The organism is Flavobacterium sp. C3NV (assembly GCF_046825355.2).
Lineage (GTDB): Bacteria > Bacteroidota > Bacteroidia > Flavobacteriales > Flavobacteriaceae > Flavobacterium.
Map to the genome: position 1 here is coordinate 1 of NZ_JBKQBJ020000017.1, position 19,217 is coordinate 19,217.

The following is a 19,217-nucleotide window of genomic DNA, read 5'->3' on the forward strand; positions in this document are numbered from 1 at the left end:
TAAAATAAAAATAATCACAGGTAATAATCGGGAGTATCTTTTGTACATAAATTGTATAAAAGACATTTTATTATTCTGATTAGTTAAAGATTTGTAGATTAAAAAGGAACTAATTAAAAAAAAACAATCCACACCAATATGACCAGAATGTAAAAATTTAATAATTGGTTTAAAAACAGAATCTTGACTTAAAAAGTAATCTTTCTTTTGAAATTTTCCGAAAAAATGAACACCAAATACCAATAAAATAGCAAAACCTCTTAATCCTTCAATAAAAGAATACTTATTAGTATTGGTGTTTAATTTTAAGGCATTATTACTCATTTCGATTTTTTATAACTTTCGATTACCTCATCTACACCTATTTCTAATGATTTAGAAGGCTTAAATCCTTCGTTTAACATATTAGAAACGTCCATACATTTTTTAAGCATTCCGTTTGGTTTGGTATCATCCCACAAAATTTCTCCGGAATATCCCACTTTTAACGAAATTAATGCTGCTAATTCTTTTATACTAATATCCGTTCCTGGTCCAACATTTATAAAATCCGGAGAATTATAATTTTCGAAAAAATATAAAATTGCTTTCGAAAAATCTTCCACGTGCAAAAATTCTCTTCTTGCAATTCCAGTACCCCATAAACTAATAGAAGGTGCATTATTAGTTTTAGCATCAGTAAATCTTTTTACTAATGATGATAAAACATGTGCATGATTTAAATCAAAAGAATCGTTTGGTCCGTATAAATTACTCGGAATTAATGTAATTCCGTTAAAACCATATTGCTTATTGTAGCTTTCTAATAGTTTTATGCCTGCAATTTTTGCAATTGCATATCCTTCATTTGTAGGTTCTAACTTTCCGTTTAAAAGATATTCTTCTTTCATAGGTTGTGGCGAAGCTGCAGGATATATACAAGAACTCGCAATAAACACAAACTTTTTTACATTGTATTTATGTGCCGAATTTATAACATTGGATTGCATCATTAAATTATCATACAAGAAAATTGCAGGATTATCGATATTAGCCTTTATACCACCAACTTTTGCCGCAATATGAATTACATATTCTGGTTTTTCTCTTTTAAAAAAAGCATCAACTTCTTGCTGATTAACTAAATCTAAAGTTTTATGTTTTGTTGTTATTATATTAGAATAACCGTTTTCTTTAAAAAAATCTAAAGTTATATTACCCAACATTCCTGTATGACCTGTAATATAAATTTTGCTATTTTTATCTATATTCTTTCCCAATTCTCCCATACAAATTCATATTGATATGTTAATTTATGAGTTTTCGAAAGATTCTGCTGGATTTCATTCATTCTTTCTTTTGCATTCTCAATTAAAAAATCATGAAACTGAACCTGAATATTTTTGAAAACGTTAATAAGATTATTTGATATTAAAGATTCTAAAAGTTCATATTCACCGCCTTCAATATTAATTTTAATTAAATCAACATTTTTTATATTATAAGTATTCAAAAATTCTACAATTGATTTTAATTTAATTGTCTCTGTTTTTTCTCCTTTGAGATAAACAGATGATGAATTATCTGAAAGACTTATTTGCAAATCAGCATCTTTTCCAGCTAATCCGAAATTAAATGCATTTACTTTTTTGTTTTGAACAAATTTATTTTTTATGATTTCGAAAAAAACCTTAATTGGTTCAAAAACATAAATATTTGAATCGTATTTACATAATATACCTGCTGCAAATTCTCCTTTATATCCTCCAACATCGAAAACTACAGAATCTGAATTTAAGTCATAATTTAATCTTAGAGTATCGTCTCCATTTACTGCAAACCAAGGCTGAACTCTATTATGCTGTAGCAAATCATTAGGACTTAATGTCGCTTTTTTCTTCTCATAATTAATGAGAATTTTAATTGCTTTTTTAATTCTTGAAGTCATCAGGTTTAATTATATTTTTTAAATTCCGCTTTATTAATCTTATTTTAAGCTTTTTAATCACATTTTTTAATTTCAATTTAAATAAATGCTCTTCATTTCTTTTTAATTTAAAATTTTTCTTTTTTAAATTACTAGTATTCATTTTATCAAATATATTTACTAAAAAAGGAAAAAGATTATCTCTATGAAGGCTTTCAATCGATTCTTTCTTAAGCAAATCTAATCTTTTACCAAATTCATTTTGTTTGATTGCTTCCTCAATTATCTTTACACTTGATTCAAAATCATCTATGTTAATTCGGATAAAAGATTCTTTGTTAACTATACTTTCTAGATTTGGACAGCCATAATAAAATGGTAATGTGTGAGTATATAAGCAATCGAAGAATTTTTCGGTAACCCAATCGTCGCAATAATCATTTTCTATTGCTATTGAATATTTATAATTTGCTAAAACATCCCATTTATCTTCAAAATCTGCTATGCCTCTTCCATAAACATCCAGTTGATCTCCAAAATATTCTTTGAGTTTTTTAACAAAGTCTACTCTTTTCCTATGCCCTTCAGTAAAAGCTTTATTAGAAGAAATAACTGAAATTAATTTTGTTTTATCCGGCGTTTCCAAAGAATTTAATTCATCGAATGATTTCCCAACAAACCAAGGATTTGCATTATGTGAATAAATAATATTTTTATGCTTTAGTTCTTTTTGTACCGTAATGATTGCAGCAAATTGATCTAAGAATTTCTGAGTAAATCTGGGGCTTGTATTATAACATTCTCCTGGAATAAAAATTACATTTTCAGGACTACATTTTACAGCCTCAATTTGTAATTTGTAATCAGTATACACAATCCAAAAATCACATTCTTTTAGATTTTCATCTATAACAAACTTATAGTCTCCCCAAATCTGGGAGAAATTTGGAGTTTGCCTAAAAAGTGGCCAATCGTAATTGAATGTTAGTTTAACGATTTTCATTGCTTACAATTTTTTCCATTCCGGATTTAAAAAGAAAAGACCGGCTGCTCTTGGCAAACTTCTAATCGTATATTTACCCCCATCGATAATTTGAAAAGACAATGCATTTTCAATACTGTCAAATATCTGGTGTCCAGTAGTAGTATTACTTGTAAAACTAATTGTATAGATACCCGGAAAAAGTCTTATGTCTTTTATACTTACAACATATTCTTCGTGTATATTCGTATGAGTTAACTCAAAATTTGAATCTCTACCCATAATATGAAATATGGGCATTTCGTCTGAAGATTTTATCTGAATTCCTACTTCAGATTTTGCTTCGTTCGTGTTGTTTTTTAATCTGAATCTAATATTTAAATCATCTCCAATAGAAAATTCATGATTTAATGTATTGTTCTGATCTCTAATTTCCGCAGAGATAAATTCTACATTTCCGGAACCAATACGCTTTGTATCTGAATCAAAAATAACAGTATGTCCCCTAGAATTATCATTACTTGAATAAACATCTAATGCTTCATCTATATTGCCATTAAATTTAATTTTACCATTTTCTAGTACAATTCCTCTGGTGCACAAACTCTTTACAGCAGCCATATTATGACTTACAAACAAAACGGTTCTCCCCTGCCCTTTAGAAATATCCTGCATCTTCCCAATAGCTTTTTTTTGAAACTCTGCATCGCCAACAGCTAAAACCTCATCGATAACAAGTATTTCAGGTTCCAAAAATGCTGCTACAGCAAATGCCAAACGAACTGTCATTCCCGAACTATATCTTTTTACAGGAGTATCAATATAACGCTCACAACCAGAAAAATCAATAATTTCATCAAGTTTTAAGGCAATTTCTTTTTTGGTCATTCCTAGAATTGCTCCGTTCAGAAAAATATTTTCTCGTCCGGTCATTTCACCATTAAAACCCGTTCCTACTTCGAGAAGTGAAGCAATACGTCCGCGAGACTTTATACTTCCCGTAGTTGGAGCTGTAACTTTTGAAAGTATTTTTAATAAGGTCGATTTTCCTGCTCCATTTTTACCAATGATACCAAGAACTTCTCCTCGTTCAACTTCAAAATTGATATCCTGCAAAGCCCAAACATAATCTGAACTACCTTTTGTAGAACGATCATTTGTCTCACCTATTTTTAGATACGGATTTTCTTTTCCTCGAATCTTATGCCACCAGCGATTAATATCATGACTTAAGGTTCCTGTACCTACTTGACCTAAACGATATTGTTTAGAGATATTTTCGGCTTTTAATATTATATCTTTTTTCAATGGTAAATCTAAAATGGTAAATGAAATATACAGTTATAAATACTCAATTTTAAACAGTATCGATAAAGCTTTTTTCGGTTTTGTTGAAAACTAAAAGTCCGATAAAAAATACTGCAATAGTAACAGCCAAAGTATAGGATAATCCCAAAACTGAAACTTCTCCCACATCTAAAAGCATGTAACGGGCTGTTTCTATTATATATGCTAATGGATTATATTCTACAAGCCAACCATAACCAGGCAATTTATCTTTAATCAAACTCATAGGATACATTACCGCAGACAGGTACATTAATAATTGTATCCCAAAACCTATTAAATGACTAAAATCACGATATTTTGTGACCATTGCCGAAATTAGCATTCCTAATCCTAACCCTAAAAGTCCCATTATAACAATTAAGACAGGAAAAAATAAAATCAGGCCATTTAACCCCAAATTTGCTCCTTGAAAATAATAGAAAATGTAAAATCCGATAAAAATCAAAAATTGAATTCCGAATTTTACAAGATTCGAAATTACAACAGATAAAGGAGTAATTATTCTGGGAAAATATACTTTTCCAAATATGGCAGCATTCGCTTTAAACGTGTCTGAAGTTCCCGTTAAGCATGCTGTAAAATAATTCCAAACGGTTATTCCTGCCAAATTAAATAAAAATGGAGGAACAGTACCTGTATCAATACCGGCGACGTTATTGAATATTATAGTAAATGTTACAGAAGTAAATAAGGGCTGTATTAAGTACCAAAGTGGTCCAAGAACTGTTTGCTTGTAAACGGTAATAACATCTCGTTTTACAAAAAGCAGCAATAAATCTCTATATTGCCAAACTTCTTTCAGGTTTAGGGAGAAGAATTTATTTTTAGGTGTTATTTCAAACAACCAATCATTTGGGGTATTGTTGTCGTTCATTTTTATTTTAAACTAATTAACCGAAATAGTTCTTAAAAAGCAAGATTTATTTAATTAACAAGATTTTTATTCGCTTATAAATTATTATAAAAGCAAAAAGGCGTTTTATAAAAAAACACCTTTTTAATATCATTTGAATCCAAAATTCAACTTATCATAAGAAACTACTTATCTAAAACTTCAAAAGCAGAATTCATACTTTTAAATTCAGGAACAATTTTCTTCATTTTAGTTACAATATCATCATTATCGTAGAAATCAGCAATGCCTATAAGCTCGTCAATTTCAATATGCAAATTTTCATATTCGTCTTGTATTTCCTGAGCAATCATGATTTTATTATGATAGGTTGGTAAAGTCTTAGAAGTATCATTTAATAATTCTTCATACAATTTTTCGCCAGGCCTTAAACCAACAATTTTAATCTTAATCTCTTTATCCGGAATAAATCCTGCCAGTTTAATCATTTTTTTAGCAAGATCGATTATTTTTACGGGTTTACCCATGTCAAAAATATAAATCTCACCTCCGTTCCCCATAGCACCGGCTTCTAATACCAATTGGCATGCCTCGGGAATCGTCATAAAATAACGAATAATATCCTGATGCGTAATGGTAACTGGACCTCCCTCAGCAATTTGTTTTGTAAACAAAGGTACAACAGATCCGTTTGAGCCTAAAACATTTCCAAAACGAGTTGTAATAAACTTCGTTGCTCCATCAATATTTTCTCTTTGATTTTTCAAAAATAAAGATTGAACATATTTCTCTGCTATTCGTTTACTGGCTCCCATAACATTACTAGGATTTACTGCTTTATCAGTAGATACCATAACAAACTTCTTCACACGATATTTACAAGATAAATCTGCAAGATTCTTAGTTCCTTTAATATTCGTCTGAATAGCTTGGGATGGGTTTTCCTCCATCAAAGGAACATGTTTGTAAGCTGCCGCATGAAAAACAACATGTGGACTATAATTTTTGAAAACTTTTTCTAAAGCTTTTTTACTTCTAACGTCTGCAATTACTGCTACAATTTTGGCCTGCGATCCTAAAGAAAGAGTTTCTAAACATAAATTATGAAGAGGTGTTTCAGCGTGATCTAAAATAATAACCACCTTAGGATTAAATCCTAAAACCTGCCTTACTATTTCACTTCCAATTGATCCAGCCGCTCCACTAATAAGAATTGTTTTATCCTTTAATTGTTTTGAAATAGATTTACTATCCAGAACTATAGGTTTTCTTTCGAGTAAGTCTTCAATCTGAATGTTTTTTACTTTTTGGGAAATTTCTTTTTGATTTTCCCAATCCGAAATTAATGGTACAGTATATACTCTGTAATTGAATTCTAAACACTGATCTACTATAATCAATTGTTCTTCTTTAGACAAACTTTTATCCGCTATAATAACACCTTCTGCAGCTACAGAACGCATTAAAGCAGGTAGTTTTTTTCTTAAAATCAGAATTGGTAAATCCAGCATTCTCTTAGATGCATTCTGATTATTCTTATCTACAAAACCAACAATTTTAAATCGTGAAGGTGTTTCGAATTTCAATGCATTTGCAACCGATATAGCATTAGCATCAGTTCCATAAATTACCGTTCTAATTAACTTAGAATTGGTTTTTTCTGAAAAATACAACTCGAAGGTTTGTTTTACTACAACGCGATAAAGGAATAAACCACAAAATGATAAAACCAAATTTATGAAAAGTGCTGTATTTAAAAAAGCTTTATGTCCGGTATACAATTCAAAAACTAAATTGAAAAATAAAAAGAAAACCAAAACTGACATTTGAGAAAATAGCAGTTTGATAGCATCTATATAAGATGAGTGTCTAATAATCCCAGAATACGTTCTAAAAAGCCAAAAGAAAAATACATTAATAACAATTAAACTCGAGACAAAATAAAACTGATGTGAGGTAATAATATAACCCAATGCTGTTCCTTCAAACAACATATAAGTAAACGTAAACGAAAAGATCAATACCATTACATCTATAGCAATGATAATCCACCTTGGCAAATAGCTAAGATTGTTAATGCTACTTCTTAGATTTCTTGGTGAGAGAAAATTATGCAACAAAGAGGCTATTTTGGTTTGTTTATCTGTATCCAATTTGGTTTAGTTTAATTTTGTAAACTTTGTCTGTCTTACAAAAATACAAATTAAAGGTTTTAAAAAATTATTTATTAGTGCAAATTAGATTTTAACACCTTTTTTCTTTTGTTTTAAAAAATCTATTAAATAAGATCCATAACCCGATTTCACTAAAGGCAATGCAAGTTCTTCTAATTGAGTATCATTTATAAATCCTTGTCTCCAGGCAATTTCTTCAATACAACCCACTTTAAGCCCTTGCCTTTCTTCAAGAACCTGAACAAATTGTCCTGCCTGCATTAAACTATTAAAAGTTCCAGTATCCAGCCAGGCTGTACCTCTGCTTAAAATACCCACTTTTAAGGCTTCTCTTTCTAAATACACTTTATTAACATCGGTAATTTCATATTCACCGCGAGCGCTTGGCTTAATATTTTTTGCAATCTCTACAACCGAGTTATCGTAGAAATATAATCCCGGAACTGCAAAATTAGACTTTGGTTCTTCAGGTTTTTCTTCTATAGAAATAGCTTTAAAATTTTCATCAAACTCCACTACTCCATATCTTTCAGGATCTGAAACATGATAAGCAAAAACGACACCTCCATTTGGTTTTGTATTTGATTTTAAAAGTTCCTTCATATTAGATCCAAAAAAGATATTATCTCCTAGTATCAATGCTACATCATCATTACCAATAAATTCTTCTCCAATTACAAAAGCCTGAGCCAAACCGTTAGGAATCGCCTGTTCTGCATAACTAAATTTACAACCTAAACTAGAGCCATCCCCTAACAGTTTTTTGAAATTCGGTAAATCATGCGGAGTAGAAATAATTAATATTTCACTGATCCCTGACATCATTAAAGTAGACAACGGATAATAGATCATTGGTTTATCATATACCGGCATCATTTGTTTACTCATGGCAAGAGTCAATGGATGTAAACGTGTACCAGAACCTCCGGCTAAAATAATTCCTTTCATATATTTTGATTTTAGACTTTAGATTTAAATTATAGATTTCTTAATTATCGAAATGCTAAAATTAAATCTTAAAATCATCTTTACTTATACAAACATTTTTTTCAAACTCTCTTTATAATTTGGAATATCCAGATTATAAATGGTTTTAATTTTTTTCTTATCTAATAATGAAAATTCAGGGCGTTTTGCAGGAGTTGGATAGGATGCCGATGATATCCCGCCAACATTACAACTGTATCCTCCAAATTGCTTTATGCTCAACGCAAATTCATACCAACTTATTTCACCCTCATTAGAATAATTGTAAATCCCGGAAATCCATTCCGGAAATTCCAGAATATCAACCATAGCCTGAGCAAGATCAGCTGCATACGTTGGAGAGCCTATTTGATCGTTTACCACGTTAATGGCCTCTCTTTCCTGCATTAATCGTTGCATCGTTTTTACAAAATTATTTCCAAATTTACTGTAGACCCAGGAAGTTCTTATAATAATTGAATTTGGATTTTCTTTTAAACAAGCAATTTCACCGGCTCTTTTACTTGCTCCGTAAACATTGACAGGATTAGTATCCTCGTTTTCATTTAGGGCGATTGAAGAAGTCCCATCAAAAACATAATCTGTAGAAATATGGATTACTTTCACATTATTCTCTTGAGTATATTTTGCAATTAATTCTACCGCTCTATGATTTATTGTAAAAGCCAGTTCTTTTTCAGTTTCTGCTTTATCAACTGCTGTATAGGCACCACAATTAAAAATTACATCAGGTTGAATTTGATTGAGTTGAATTTCAAGAAGTTCTAAATCGTCTAAAGTAATTTGAGTCCTATCAGCGAAAACCCATTCATATTGAGCATAATTTGATGATAAAACAGCTAATTCAGAACCTAACTGTCCATTTGCCCCTGTTACAAGAATCTTCTTCATTAAAATAAGCTATTACAATTTTCAATAAAAGGAAGTATTTGATCTTTTTCAGAAACAATTGCATCTTTAAGATCCATTCCCCAATCGATATTCAAAGAGGGATCATCAAATTTAATTCCGCCTTCTGAGGCTTTATTATAAAATTGATCACATTTATACATTACAGATGCTGTTTCGCTAACGACCGAAAAACCATGAGCAAATCCCTGAGGTACTAATAATTGTTTTTTATTTTCTGCTGATAACAAAACACTAAATGCTTTTCCGTAAGTAGAAGAATCTTTTCTTAAATCAACAGCGACATCTATAATTTCTCCTTCTAAAACACGAACTAATTTTGTTTGTGCAAATGGCGGATTTTGGTAGTGCAAACCTCTTAAAGTTCCTTTTTTAGAAAAAGATTGATTGTCCTGAACAAACTCTATATTAATTCCTAAGTCTTCAAATTTAGTTTTACTGTAAGATTCAAAAAAATAGCCTCTTTCGTCTCCAAAAACAGTTGGTTCTACAATTACTAAATCTTTTATAAACGTTTCTTCAATTTTCATATTAAAATCAATTCTTATTTATTTTTTAAAGAAGTCAACTATAACTTCTCTAATTCTCTTTTTATCTTCTATTGATAAATTTGATCCCGAGGGTAAGCATAATCCTTTTTCAAATAAATTTTCAGCAATTCTATTACCGTAATATGGGTGTTTTTCGAAAATTGGCTGTAAATGCATGGGTTTCCAAAGTGGGCGACTTTCTATATTTGCCTCTTCAAACGCAAGTCTCAAATTTTCCTTATTTCTATTTTTATAAGGTTCAACCAAAATAGTAGTTAACCAATAGTTCGAAAAATAATTTTCATTAATACTCTCAAAAACATCCACTCCTTCAATATCCCTAAATATCTCCTTATAAAAACTATTGATCTTTCTTCTGGAATCTACATTTCTATCTAAAATTTTTATCTGCCCCAATCCCACTCCTGCGCAAATATTACTCATTCGGTAATTATAGCCTATCTGACTATGTTGGTAATGCACCGCGTCATCTTTAGATTGGGTTGCATAAAAAATGGCTTTCTCTTTTAATACTTTTGAATTAGTGATTAAAGCACCTCCACTTGATGTTGTAATTATTTTATTTCCATTGAATGAAAATATTCCAAAATCTCCAAAGCTCCCGCATTTTTTTCCTTTATAAGAGCTTCCTAAAGCTTCAGCACTATCTTCAATAATTGGAATATCATACTTATCAGCAATAGCATGAATTTCATCTACTTTATATGGATTTCCATAAAGATGTACTGCTATAATTGCTTTTGGCTTTTTGCCTATTTTAATTCTATCTTTAATTGCAATTTCTAAATTTTCGGGACAAATATTCCAGGTGTCCAATTCGCTGTCTACAAAAATTGGGATGGCGCCCTGATACAGAATCGGATTTGCCGAAGCCGAAAAAGTCATAGTTTGACAAATAATTTCATCTCCTTCCTTCACACCTAACAAAACTAATGCTAAATGAATAGCCGATGTACCTGAATTGAGTGCCGAGACAAATGATTTCTCATCTAGATAATTTTCTAAAGCACTTTCAAATTCATCAACATTTGGCCCTCCGGAAGTGATCCAATTTGTTTGTAAAGCCTTTTGAATATACTCTTGTTCAAAACCGCTTTGCTCAGATAAGGATAAATAAATTCGTTGATTATCCATTAATTTTCCAATAATCTGAAGGATAACGAACATCATCGTCACCAACATTTGCAAGCGGTAATGTTGAAAAAGAAATTAGTTTTGAATCTTTTTCTAAAGATTCTATAGCATTCGCATAACCTGCAGGAATATGCAATATTTTATTATCATTAGCAGAAACAAAAATAGTTTCTACGGTTAATTCTTTTGACGGAGTTTCCCAATTATCAATTTTTATAAAATGAATATTGAAAGAACCCGTTAAACAATAAAAGTTTTTAGTATCTAATTTGTGTCCTTGCCAGGCACGAATAGGATTTTCTTCAGAATTACTAATGATGTAGAATCTTTCGATATCCGTAAACTTAAAATCATTAACATACGAAATAGTTCCTCGATGGTCGGAGAAATTACCTCCCTGAATTATTTTTGGAATCATGCCTTTAATTTTAAATCGCTTTTATTTAACAAATAAAACTTAAGGGTATATATTAAGAGCAATGGTGATATCACAATTACAAATAGGATTACATCATTAACCTTTTGATATAAAAAGATAACTAAAGCTGAAACTGCACTTTGAACGATTGCGTAGTATAAAGAGACCAAGCGGTGTTGTATTTTATATTCATTACTTAAAACCTGATATAAGTGAAGACGATGTGCTTCAAAAATATTTTGTTTTAAGTACAATCGATGGATAATGGTACAAATAGCATCAACACCATAGATAGCTAAGAACAATAGCCATACAAGCGAATTGGTTACCAATATCAATTTCAAAGTCAAATAAATAACCCAAAAGGCGATAGCGATACTGCCAATATCTCCGGCAAAACATTTTGCCTTTTTTCTATAATTAAAAAATAAGAAAACTAAACTAGCAATCATCGCATACTTTATAAAAACAGCATCAAAGAAAAATTGAATGTTTTTGTTCACGTATAATAATGCACTCATAACAACCAAAGTATACAATCCTGTAATACCATTGATCCCATCCATAAAGTTATAAGCATTTATCAATCCTATTGCCAGGATATAGGCAATAGCAACTCCATAAAAAGGCATCAGGTTAAATACTCCTAAATCATAAAAAATCAAGGTAATGGCTAAAAAGTGAACTGAAATCCTAATTTTGTTAGACAAACTCTGAATATCATCCCAAAAACTAACTAAACTAACCAAAGTAATCCCGGTAAAGAAAAAATAATTCGTCTGAATATTTTGTAAAAAATAAATTAAAGCAGCGAACCAAAAAATAATCCCTCCTCCTCTTAAAGTGATTTCAGTATGAGAACTTCTTAGATTGGGTTTGTCAATGATATTATAACGATTGGCTACTTTAAAATAAAGTAACATCAAAATCATTAAAATTATTCCTAGTATTGTGTATTGCATTATTTTTTGCTGAAACTTTTTATTGTTTGTTCTAATCCTTGTTGTGCAGTATTAGGTAGTTTATCAACTCCTATTGCATTTTTAATGTTTTGATTTGAAACTCTATAATTTTCAGTTAGCTTTTGTATTGTCTCAGAATTTAAAGGGAATTTTACTAAATCGCCAAACTTCGCAATTCCATTTATGATAGATTTAGGAATAGCAAGCGATAGATTTTTTTTATTTAATGTTTCTGATATTATTTGAACTAATTCGTTTGTTGATAAAACCTCATCATCGGCAAAATTATAAACTCCGGAAGCTATATTTTTATTTTCAAGAATTTTTAGAATCATGAAATTAAAATTGTCAATTCCTAAGAAAGATCTCTCATTCTGAAATGCAGCTAGAGGATAAGGAATTCTTTTTTTTACTACATTATAGAGCAAATTTAGATTTCCTTTATTTCCAGGACCATGTATCATGCATGGCCGGATAATAAAAACTCTTTTTTCTTTTGATATTTCTTTCCCTAAAATATATTCTTCTGCCTGCCGTTTTGCAATACCATAATGAGTTTGGGGATTTGGGAGATCTTCTTCTGTCAACACTCCATCTATTTTATCCGCGACAGCTTTTACTGTACTCATAAAAATAAAAACATCCGCTTTAGAAACTATAAAGGCGTCAAACAATTGCTTTGTTAATTCAAAATTAGATTCATAATATTCCTGAGGATTTGAGACTTTTTTTAAATCGTGGGCTTTTCCTGCCAAGTGAATTATAATATCATCTGTTATATTAAAAATTTGATCATGTACATACCGCACACTCAAAGTCCTGACTTTATATGATCTTTTCAAATATTTCTCTAGATTTGTCCCTACGAATCCAGTAGCTCCAGTAATTGCTATCTTTTTCATTATCTTGAGAATTTAAAATAAATATAGCTATACAATTTAAATGGCAAAACTCGTAATGGTATTTTAAAAAGCAAAACTTTAATATATTCAAAATAATTAAAGAATCCTAATTTTAAGAACTTCCTATAAAGTTTGATTTCATTAATAGCATAATTTAAGCCCCATCTTCGCTTAATAGCATCGGATAGGTTTTCTCCAAGTCTAAAAAATAATACATTCTCTTTAACATTACCAAACATAAATCCAGCTAAGTAGGCCCTAACAAAAAAATCATAATCTTCTGGAAAGATATTAACATCATATCCTTTTAAAAAATCAAAAGCTTCTTTTTTAAACACAATAGTTGGATGTGAAAAAGGGCTTCTAAATTTCATAAATTTCACAATTTCTTGATGGAATAGAGGCACTTCTCTAATAGATACAACATCTTTAATATCTTTCGAAAATTCAACTATTTGCCCTCCAACAATATCTAAACTATTATTTATTAAATAATTTATCTGTATTTCAAATCGATTCTTAAAACAAATATCGTCAGAATCCATTCTTGCAACAATTGGATTTCTAACTACCCGCATTCCTTCATTCAAAGCATTAGCCAAACCTCCATTTTTAGGTAAGGATACTACAGTAAAAATATGTGGATACTTAATTTCATAATCATTAATAACATTATTCAATCCTTCTGTCAATTCACCATCCTTAACAAGTACGATCTCATTTGGAATCAATGTTTGATTAATAATTGATTCTATAGATCTTCTCAGGAAATCTGGTTTTTCTTTATAATACACAGACATTAACACTGAAAATTCAAAAACTTTTTTTGACATTTATTTAAATTAAAATTGGAAACTTAACAATCAAGAATAAAAAGTAATAATCTCAACAAATTTATTTATTTGAATTTGAGGATTAAATTTCCCAATTTGATATTTAATATTAGCTCTAAAGTCATCAGAATTAGTAATCAATTTCTTTAAATTATCAGCTAAAAGTACAGTATCATTTGGATCTTGAACAATTCCAGCGTCTCCAACGACTTCTGGTAAAGACGAAATATTAGAGACAATTGATATTTTATCAAAATACATCGCTTCTAAAGGCGGAATTCCAAAACCTTCATATTTACTTAAGTAAATCATACCTGTACAATTCTCAATTACTTTATTTTTGTCAACATCGCTAAGATAACCCATTAGTTCAACCTTTTCTTCTAATCCTAAATCCTTTATCAAGGAAATTATTGTATTATAGTTCCATCCGAACTGCCCAACTATTTTATATTTATAAAAATCAAACTCTTTGTTTTTATTCAAAAAATTATTAAAACCAATAATCATATTTTCAATATTTTTACCCGGTTCAATAGTGCAAACTGTTACAAAGTAGGGCTCCGAAATAGATTCAGAAGAAAACTTAAACTCTGGAATAAAATTATAAATGACTTTAATTTTTGATGATTCTATATTTGTAATTTCAACAATATCAAGTTTAGAAAACTCAGAAACAGTGATAATTAGATCACTATTCTGTGCCGCCTTTTTAGATAATCCTTTTATATATAGACTACGTAAAAAAGAGTATTTATTATCGACTCTAAAAGGTATCATATCATGTATACTCGAAATCAAAACATTTTTTTTATTTAAAAGTTTTGCCCAAAGTGGAATCGATGGTGTTGGAGAAAAAACAACATTTTTCCCCTTCATTAAATAAAAAGGAAGAACAAACTGTTCAAATAAAATTCTAAATGCGAAATTATGTAAAAATGAAAATTTAACAACTCTTATTTTAACATTGACATTAATGTCAAATAAAGTCAAACAGTCAACATTTGTATTTGACAATAAAATTATCTCATCAAATTTATTCCACTTTTCGTCACCAAAATCAATATTACTAATTATCCTTTTAAAAAAATAACCTACACCAGCTAGTTTGTTTGAGTTAAAATTAATCAAATTAATATACAGTCTCATAATCTAATTCCCGTTAGTTTTATCAAAATAGATCTCAAAATGTTTTCTTGAAATTTCTTCCCACGAAAACAAACCCATTAATTCTGATACATTTTTATCTGTACAAATATTTCCATCCAACAACTGCACAATTATATTTTTAGCTTCTTCTTCATTATTTACAAGATGACAATACTTATTAAAAAAATCATTAATTGCCTTATCATCAGAATATGTTGTAATAATGATACAGCCATTTAAAGCTGCTGCCATTAGTGAGCCTCTTCTTGATGAAACACCATCCGGAAAAGGAAGATATACAATTTTACAATCTGATAAATTATCTGCTGTTTCTTCTACAGATCCATTTAATAAATAATCTATACAATTAGATTCATTTTGCAATTCATATAAATAAGACTGGTATCTTTCTAGATTTTGACCAATTATAGCACATTCTTTTATGCCACAAAATTGATTAGCTACAGCGATAAAAGATTCTATCCCTTTTATAGGACGTATATGTCCGAAATAAGCCAAATCAATTTTCCTTTCTGAAATTTTTTTTGCGTAATTTTTAGACTTTGGAATATTACTTCCAATATTAATTACAAATGTTTTTTTTCTATTTAAAATTGGTGTTTTTTTAAGATAAGTATATTCAGTCTCGTTTGTAACTATTATTTTATTACTAAAGAAAAGCAATAACATTGTAAATATTTTTGCTTTAAAAGTTCTATTTGACAATTCATGAATAGTAATAATTATTTTTTTCTTAGGCAAAAAAAACATTAATAACAATGGTAAAAAGCTATATCCATATCCTTCCGTAGGATACTGAAAATGTAGTAAATCAGCTTTTTTAGATTTAATATCTTTTAGGTAAGAAAACAAGTTACTAACATTCCAATTTTTTTTGTAAAACAATTGAAAAAAATCATTGTCTTTTTTAAGAGCATTAAATAATCTCTCCGAATAATCTCCAACTCCACAAACATCTGGTGGATAAGATCCCGTAATAAATAATATTTTTTTTTTTATTATCATTGACTTGTGTAAAGTTTGTAAGGTATATATAATTCAGGATAAGCATTTAAAGAACTCAGCAACTGGAAGAAACCATAAAGCAGTAAAACTCCAAGAAAAATTAATTTTGTTTTCACATCTGCATAACTCCAAAAACGACCTATTAAAGCAATTTCTATAAAAGTAAAATAAGTTGAAATCATCTGAAATATTGGAGAACCGTTAAATAATAGATATATAGCAAATCCAACTATGTAAATATTCAAAAAATAATCTGACAGATAATCTAAAACACCTTTATTCTTTTTTACAACATACAAATAAAAAGCTATAAAAATACTTCTTTTAATAACAGATAAAGTCATCAAAATAATTGGATTAGTATTTTCTGAAACTATTTCTTCATTATTTGAAGAATAAAATAGCATTTTATCAACAAAAGGATTAGTACTGAATGCAGATAAAGCTTCACCTAAAAAACCAACTAACTTAAAAGGTAGTTGAGAAATTCCAACAACTAGGCATAATAGCAGGATTTTAAAAATTTTTTTAGTTGAGAACCGTTGTCTAGGAATGAACCACGTAACTATAAGTATAATTGAAGTTCGATGAAATAAAAAAGCTAATGATTGCCAGAGTGCATACTTTTTATACTTAATTTGATTTACAAAATAAAATACAAATAGTGCTGAACCTAAAGATATAATTCTTCTATTACTTCCCATGAACTGGGCAACAAAAAATGCATTATAAAAAACAAAAATAGAAATATTGGGATTTGGAGAATATTTTTTTAAAAACCAAAAAACAATTCCAAGTGCAATTATACTATCAATCAACAAAAATATAGTATAATTATCTGTAAATATCTTTACAGCTGCATTAAGAATAACATATCCTAAATCAAATGAAAAAACATTTAAAAGAAAAAACCAATTTAATTCTAAATCGTCAAATAGCTCCTTATAAGAAAACCAATCAGTACCTGTCTCCCATCTTAACCCAGTAAAAAACATCAGAAAAAAAACTGAAATAAATGCCAAAACATTTCTATAAGGCTTTACGTCATTTGTTATTTCCAAAACAGCTAAAACAAAAAAGAAAAGATAAAAAAATAAATAAATTTTACCTTCAGAAAAAAGATTGATAATTAATTCTATCATTAAACCCTTTTAATACTAAATGTTTTTTTTATCAAAATCTGAAGATAGCAAATGAATTTGTGATTCAAAACGACCAAAAGGTCGCATTAATCGAATCAAAAGAAGATATTTTTCAAATCCTATCAATCTATAAATAAACCTTGTAGCAATATTAAACATTTTTAGTTTTCTACCTACCCCTTGCAAATTGTCTTTTGTAGCTTTATCCAAATTAATACTTGATGATTTTGTCATACCTTTTGCTTTTAGTTTTTGGTATAATGAATCGCTAGCAATCGAAAAAGGATTATCGAACAATAGTCCTTTTTCGACTAAAGAACGATAAATGCGACGATGAAAACCCTTAATCGCATTTCCATTTTCAAATGTCGCAAAAGAATATTTCTCTTGAATGTACTTATCAAATATTTCTCTATTTTTATAAATTGCATTGGCATAAACATCAGTCAGGAGTTTTATGTCATCATAATCTTTTATGTTAGATATGTTGTTCTGAACTACATTTCCTTTTTTCATCTCGTTATAATTGTAGCCTGAATAATGAACAAAGATAACAGGATCACTAACTTTTTTAGAATTAGCTTCTCGATTACGCACTTTCAAGTTTTCATTTTCCCTATAAACTTCACGCTCGAAAAAATTCCATGGTGCAATATTCATTCCCAAATGACGAGAAATATATAATTCACTACTATCAAAATAACATGGCAAAAAATCCATCCATTTTTGATCTGTATAATATGTTTCATACGAATCAAAATAACATTTATCCAACAAACGTTCGTGCCACCACGAAATCATTTTATTTGCAGAAATGCTTCTTTTTATTCCACAGAAACCAAGATTAAAAACTCCTGTACTCATTAATCCACTTTCAGAACGTTCTCCTTGAAAAACATCTTGAATAGCCGTTATATGAGGTGTTAGAACTATAGAATGGTTTTCCAACATTTGATAAATTGGATCGAGACTGCTGTATATATAAATATCGGGGTCAAGATATATAATTTTTTCGTATTTCGTTTTTTCTAAAAAAAACGAAAATGAAGCAGGTTTAATAGACGTGCAAAATTCAGTTAAATCATACTTAAAACTCATATCTACCCATTGCTTGGTAGAAATGTTTAGTTCTTGTTTAGCTATTAAAATATTAGATGGTAATTTTTTTATATCAAAATCATCCAAAAAAAAATCTGCCACGATAATAAAAAAATCTGTATCTGGACTTTTATCCTTCAAGGATTGTTCTAGTATTTGGGCTAACCCTATATAATTTTTTGCTACTATAGTAAAAACAACGTTTTTATTCATAATGTTCTTATTACTCTTGCTGGATTTCCTCCAACAACTGAATTTTTTGGAATATTTTTTGTTATCACTGAATTTGCTCCGATGACACTATTTTCTCCTATGGTTACATTTGGTAAAATAGCTACACCCTCACCAATCCAAACATTTTTCTCTATTTTTACTGTTCCTTTACAATATAATTTTCTCTCTGCTGGAGGTAAATTGATTGCTTCTGATGTTATTTCACCATGATAATGGTCGGTAATAAATACTTTACTCGCGATTAAAACACCGTCTTCAATAATGATTTCATTTACAGCTCCAATATGACAATCAGAATTTATACTAACATTATCTCCTATTATAATTTTTGGAAAAAATTTAATACCTAAATGTTCATCATATGCTTCTAAACGTAATTTTAAATCACAATTAAAATTTTCTCCAATCGTAATGTATTTTGCTCCGTGAACGTATAAAGGATATTTTATAGTAAAATTTTCTCCAGTACTTTGAAATTCATAAGCCTTCCACATCGAATATAATTGATTGAATCTTAACCTGAAAAAAACAAAAATTCTTGGAGAAAATAATATATAAAAGATAAACATTATTTTTTGAAATATTTTTTTAACAACTCTCTTCATGT

20 protein-coding genes are annotated in these 19,217 nt (G+C 29.3%); all 20 read right to left on the reverse strand.

Annotated features, from left to right (window positions below):
- The coding region (locus ACIDC4_RS20315; RefSeq protein ID WP_488381162.1) for an acyltransferase family protein at positions 1-324 on the reverse strand (324 nt) is incomplete at its 3' end.
- Positions 321-1,268 (reverse strand): GDP-L-fucose synthase family protein, encoded by a 948-nt coding sequence (locus ACIDC4_RS20320; protein ID WP_412043743.1) that lies wholly within the window; start codon positions 1,266-1,268, stop codon positions 321-323. The genes ACIDC4_RS20315 and ACIDC4_RS20320, both read right to left, overlap by 4 nt.
- A complete protein-coding gene (locus ACIDC4_RS20325) occupies positions 1,244-1,927 on the reverse strand; it encodes an FkbM family methyltransferase (RefSeq protein ID WP_412043742.1) in 684 nt (227 codons plus the stop codon). Before ACIDC4_RS20325 ends, ACIDC4_RS20320 begins: the two co-directional genes overlap by 25 nt.
- Entirely contained in the window at positions 1,911-2,909 is a 999-nt protein-coding gene (locus ACIDC4_RS20330; protein ID WP_412043741.1) for a glycosyltransferase family 10 domain-containing protein, read from the reverse strand. Before ACIDC4_RS20330 ends, ACIDC4_RS20325 begins: the two co-directional genes overlap by 17 nt.
- A gap of 3 nt (positions 2,910-2,912) precedes the next feature.
- The gene (locus ACIDC4_RS20335; protein WP_412043740.1) at positions 2,913-4,196 is read right to left on the reverse strand and encodes an ABC transporter ATP-binding protein; all 1,284 of its coding nucleotides are present in this window, start codon (positions 4,194-4,196) and stop codon (positions 2,913-2,915) included.
- Positions 4,197-4,245: 49 nt separating this feature from the next.
- Positions 4,246-5,112, reverse strand: coding sequence for an ABC transporter permease (locus ACIDC4_RS20340; RefSeq protein ID WP_412043739.1), 867 nt, complete (start codon positions 5,110-5,112; stop codon positions 4,246-4,248).
- A 164-nt stretch (positions 5,113-5,276) separates the two neighbouring features.
- Positions 5,277-7,244: a polysaccharide biosynthesis protein gene (locus ACIDC4_RS20345; protein WP_412043738.1), complete on the reverse strand. Its 1,968-nt coding sequence runs from the start codon at positions 7,242-7,244 to the stop codon at positions 5,277-5,279.
- 84 nt (positions 7,245-7,328) lie between these two features.
- Positions 7,329-8,213: a glucose-1-phosphate thymidylyltransferase RfbA gene (rfbA, locus tag ACIDC4_RS20350; RefSeq protein ID WP_412043737.1), complete on the reverse strand. Its 885-nt coding sequence runs from the start codon at positions 8,211-8,213 to the stop codon at positions 7,329-7,331.
- Positions 8,214-8,297: 84 nt separating this feature from the next.
- A complete protein-coding gene (gene rfbD, locus ACIDC4_RS20355) occupies positions 8,298-9,143 on the reverse strand; it encodes a dTDP-4-dehydrorhamnose reductase (RefSeq protein WP_412043736.1) in 846 nt (281 codons plus the stop codon).
- Entirely contained in the window at positions 9,143-9,691 is a 549-nt protein-coding gene (rfbC, locus tag ACIDC4_RS20360) for a dTDP-4-dehydrorhamnose 3,5-epimerase (protein WP_412043735.1), read from the reverse strand. Before rfbC ends, rfbD begins: the two co-directional genes overlap by 1 nt.
- An 18-nt stretch (positions 9,692-9,709) precedes the next feature.
- Positions 9,710-10,846: a DegT/DnrJ/EryC1/StrS family aminotransferase gene (locus tag ACIDC4_RS20365; protein WP_412043795.1), complete on the reverse strand. Its 1,137-nt coding sequence runs from the start codon at positions 10,844-10,846 to the stop codon at positions 9,710-9,712.
- Complete coding sequence (locus ACIDC4_RS20370) at positions 10,839-11,264, reverse strand: WxcM-like domain-containing protein (protein ID WP_412043734.1); 426 nt, start codon at positions 11,262-11,264, stop codon at positions 10,839-10,841. The genes ACIDC4_RS20365 and ACIDC4_RS20370 overlap by 8 nt, the downstream gene beginning before the upstream one ends.
- On the reverse strand, positions 11,261-12,226 hold the full coding sequence (locus tag ACIDC4_RS20375; RefSeq protein WP_412043733.1) for an MraY family glycosyltransferase: 966 nt from the start codon (positions 12,224-12,226) through the stop codon (positions 11,261-11,263). Before ACIDC4_RS20375 ends, ACIDC4_RS20370 begins: the two co-directional genes overlap by 4 nt.
- On the reverse strand, positions 12,226-13,128 hold the full coding sequence (locus ACIDC4_RS20380) for an NAD-dependent epimerase/dehydratase family protein (protein ID WP_412043732.1): 903 nt from the start codon (positions 13,126-13,128) through the stop codon (positions 12,226-12,228). Before ACIDC4_RS20380 ends, ACIDC4_RS20375 begins: the two co-directional genes overlap by 1 nt.
- Positions 13,128-13,961 carry a glycosyltransferase gene (locus tag ACIDC4_RS20385; protein WP_412043731.1) on the reverse strand — a complete coding sequence of 278 codons (834 nt, stop codon included), beginning with the start codon at positions 13,959-13,961 and terminating at the stop codon, positions 13,128-13,130. Before ACIDC4_RS20385 ends, ACIDC4_RS20380 begins: the two co-directional genes overlap by 1 nt.
- A 30-nt stretch (positions 13,962-13,991) precedes the next feature.
- Complete coding sequence (locus ACIDC4_RS20390; protein ID WP_412043730.1) at positions 13,992-15,110, reverse strand: glycosyltransferase family 4 protein; 1,119 nt, start codon at positions 15,108-15,110, stop codon at positions 13,992-13,994.
- Between the two features lie 3 nt (positions 15,111-15,113).
- Positions 15,114-16,136, reverse strand: a complete 1,023-nt coding sequence (locus ACIDC4_RS20395) for a glycosyltransferase family protein (RefSeq protein WP_412043729.1) — start codon at positions 16,134-16,136, stop codon at positions 15,114-15,116.
- Positions 16,133-17,278, reverse strand: a complete 1,146-nt coding sequence (locus ACIDC4_RS20400; RefSeq protein ID WP_412043728.1) for an EpsG family protein — start codon at positions 17,276-17,278, stop codon at positions 16,133-16,135. Before ACIDC4_RS20400 ends, ACIDC4_RS20395 begins: the two co-directional genes overlap by 4 nt.
- A 15-nt stretch (positions 17,279-17,293) precedes the next feature.
- Positions 17,294-18,589 (reverse strand): hypothetical protein, encoded by a 1,296-nt coding sequence (locus tag ACIDC4_RS20405; RefSeq protein WP_412043727.1) that lies wholly within the window; start codon positions 18,587-18,589, stop codon positions 17,294-17,296.
- A complete protein-coding gene (locus tag ACIDC4_RS20410) occupies positions 18,586-19,215 on the reverse strand; it encodes a DapH/DapD/GlmU-related protein (RefSeq protein WP_412043726.1) in 630 nt (209 codons plus the stop codon). The genes ACIDC4_RS20405 and ACIDC4_RS20410 overlap by 4 nt, the downstream gene beginning before the upstream one ends.
- Between the last annotated feature and the right edge of the window lie 2 nt (positions 19,216-19,217).

What these genes read in the sequence shown, in the direction of transcription:
- ACIDC4_RS20320 (WP_412043743.1), bottom strand. Translation starts at nt 1,268, where the DNA reads ATGGGAGAATTGGGAAAGAATATAGATAAAAATAGCAAAATTTATATT.
- ACIDC4_RS20325 (WP_412043742.1), bottom strand. Translation starts at nt 1,927, where the DNA reads ATGACTTCAAGAATTAAAAAAGCAATTAAAATTCTCATTAATTATGAG.
- ACIDC4_RS20330 (WP_412043741.1), bottom strand. Translation starts at nt 2,909, where the DNA reads ATGAAAATCGTTAAACTAACATTCAATTACGATTGGCCACTTTTTAGG.
- ACIDC4_RS20340 (WP_412043739.1), bottom strand. Translation starts at nt 5,112, where the DNA reads ATGAACGACAACAATACCCCAAATGATTGGTTGTTTGAAATAACACCT.
- rfbA (WP_412043737.1), bottom strand. Translation starts at nt 8,213, where the DNA reads ATGAAAGGAATTATTTTAGCCGGAGGTTCTGGTACACGTTTACATCCA.
- rfbD (WP_412043736.1), bottom strand. Translation starts at nt 9,143, where the DNA reads ATGAAGAAGATTCTTGTAACAGGGGCAAATGGACAGTTAGGTTCTGAA.
- rfbC (WP_412043735.1), bottom strand. Translation starts at nt 9,691, where the DNA reads ATGAAAATTGAAGAAACGTTTATAAAAGATTTAGTAATTGTAGAACCA.
- ACIDC4_RS20365 (WP_412043795.1), bottom strand. Translation starts at nt 10,846, where the DNA reads ATGGATAATCAACGAATTTATTTATCCTTATCTGAGCAAAGCGGTTTT.
- ACIDC4_RS20370 (WP_412043734.1), bottom strand. Translation starts at nt 11,264, where the DNA reads ATGATTCCAAAAATAATTCAGGGAGGTAATTTCTCCGACCATCGAGGA.
- ACIDC4_RS20375 (WP_412043733.1), bottom strand. Translation starts at nt 12,226, where the DNA reads ATGCAATACACAATACTAGGAATAATTTTAATGATTTTGATGTTACTT.
- ACIDC4_RS20380 (WP_412043732.1), bottom strand. Translation starts at nt 13,128, where the DNA reads ATGAAAAAGATAGCAATTACTGGAGCTACTGGATTCGTAGGGACAAAT.
- ACIDC4_RS20385 (WP_412043731.1), bottom strand. Translation starts at nt 13,961, where the DNA reads ATGTCAAAAAAAGTTTTTGAATTTTCAGTGTTAATGTCTGTGTATTAT.
- ACIDC4_RS20390 (WP_412043730.1), bottom strand. Translation starts at nt 15,110, where the DNA reads ATGAGACTGTATATTAATTTGATTAATTTTAACTCAAACAAACTAGCT.
- ACIDC4_RS20395 (WP_412043729.1), bottom strand. Translation starts at nt 16,136, where the DNA reads ATGATAATAAAAAAAAAAATATTATTTATTACGGGATCTTATCCACCA.
- ACIDC4_RS20400 (WP_412043728.1), bottom strand. Translation starts at nt 17,278, where the DNA reads ATGATAGAATTAATTATCAATCTTTTTTCTGAAGGTAAAATTTATTTA.
- ACIDC4_RS20405 (WP_412043727.1), bottom strand. Translation starts at nt 18,589, where the DNA reads ATGAATAAAAACGTTGTTTTTACTATAGTAGCAAAAAATTATATAGGG.
- ACIDC4_RS20410 (WP_412043726.1), bottom strand. Translation starts at nt 19,215, where the DNA reads ATGAAGAGAGTTGTTAAAAAAATATTTCAAAAAATAATGTTTATCTTT.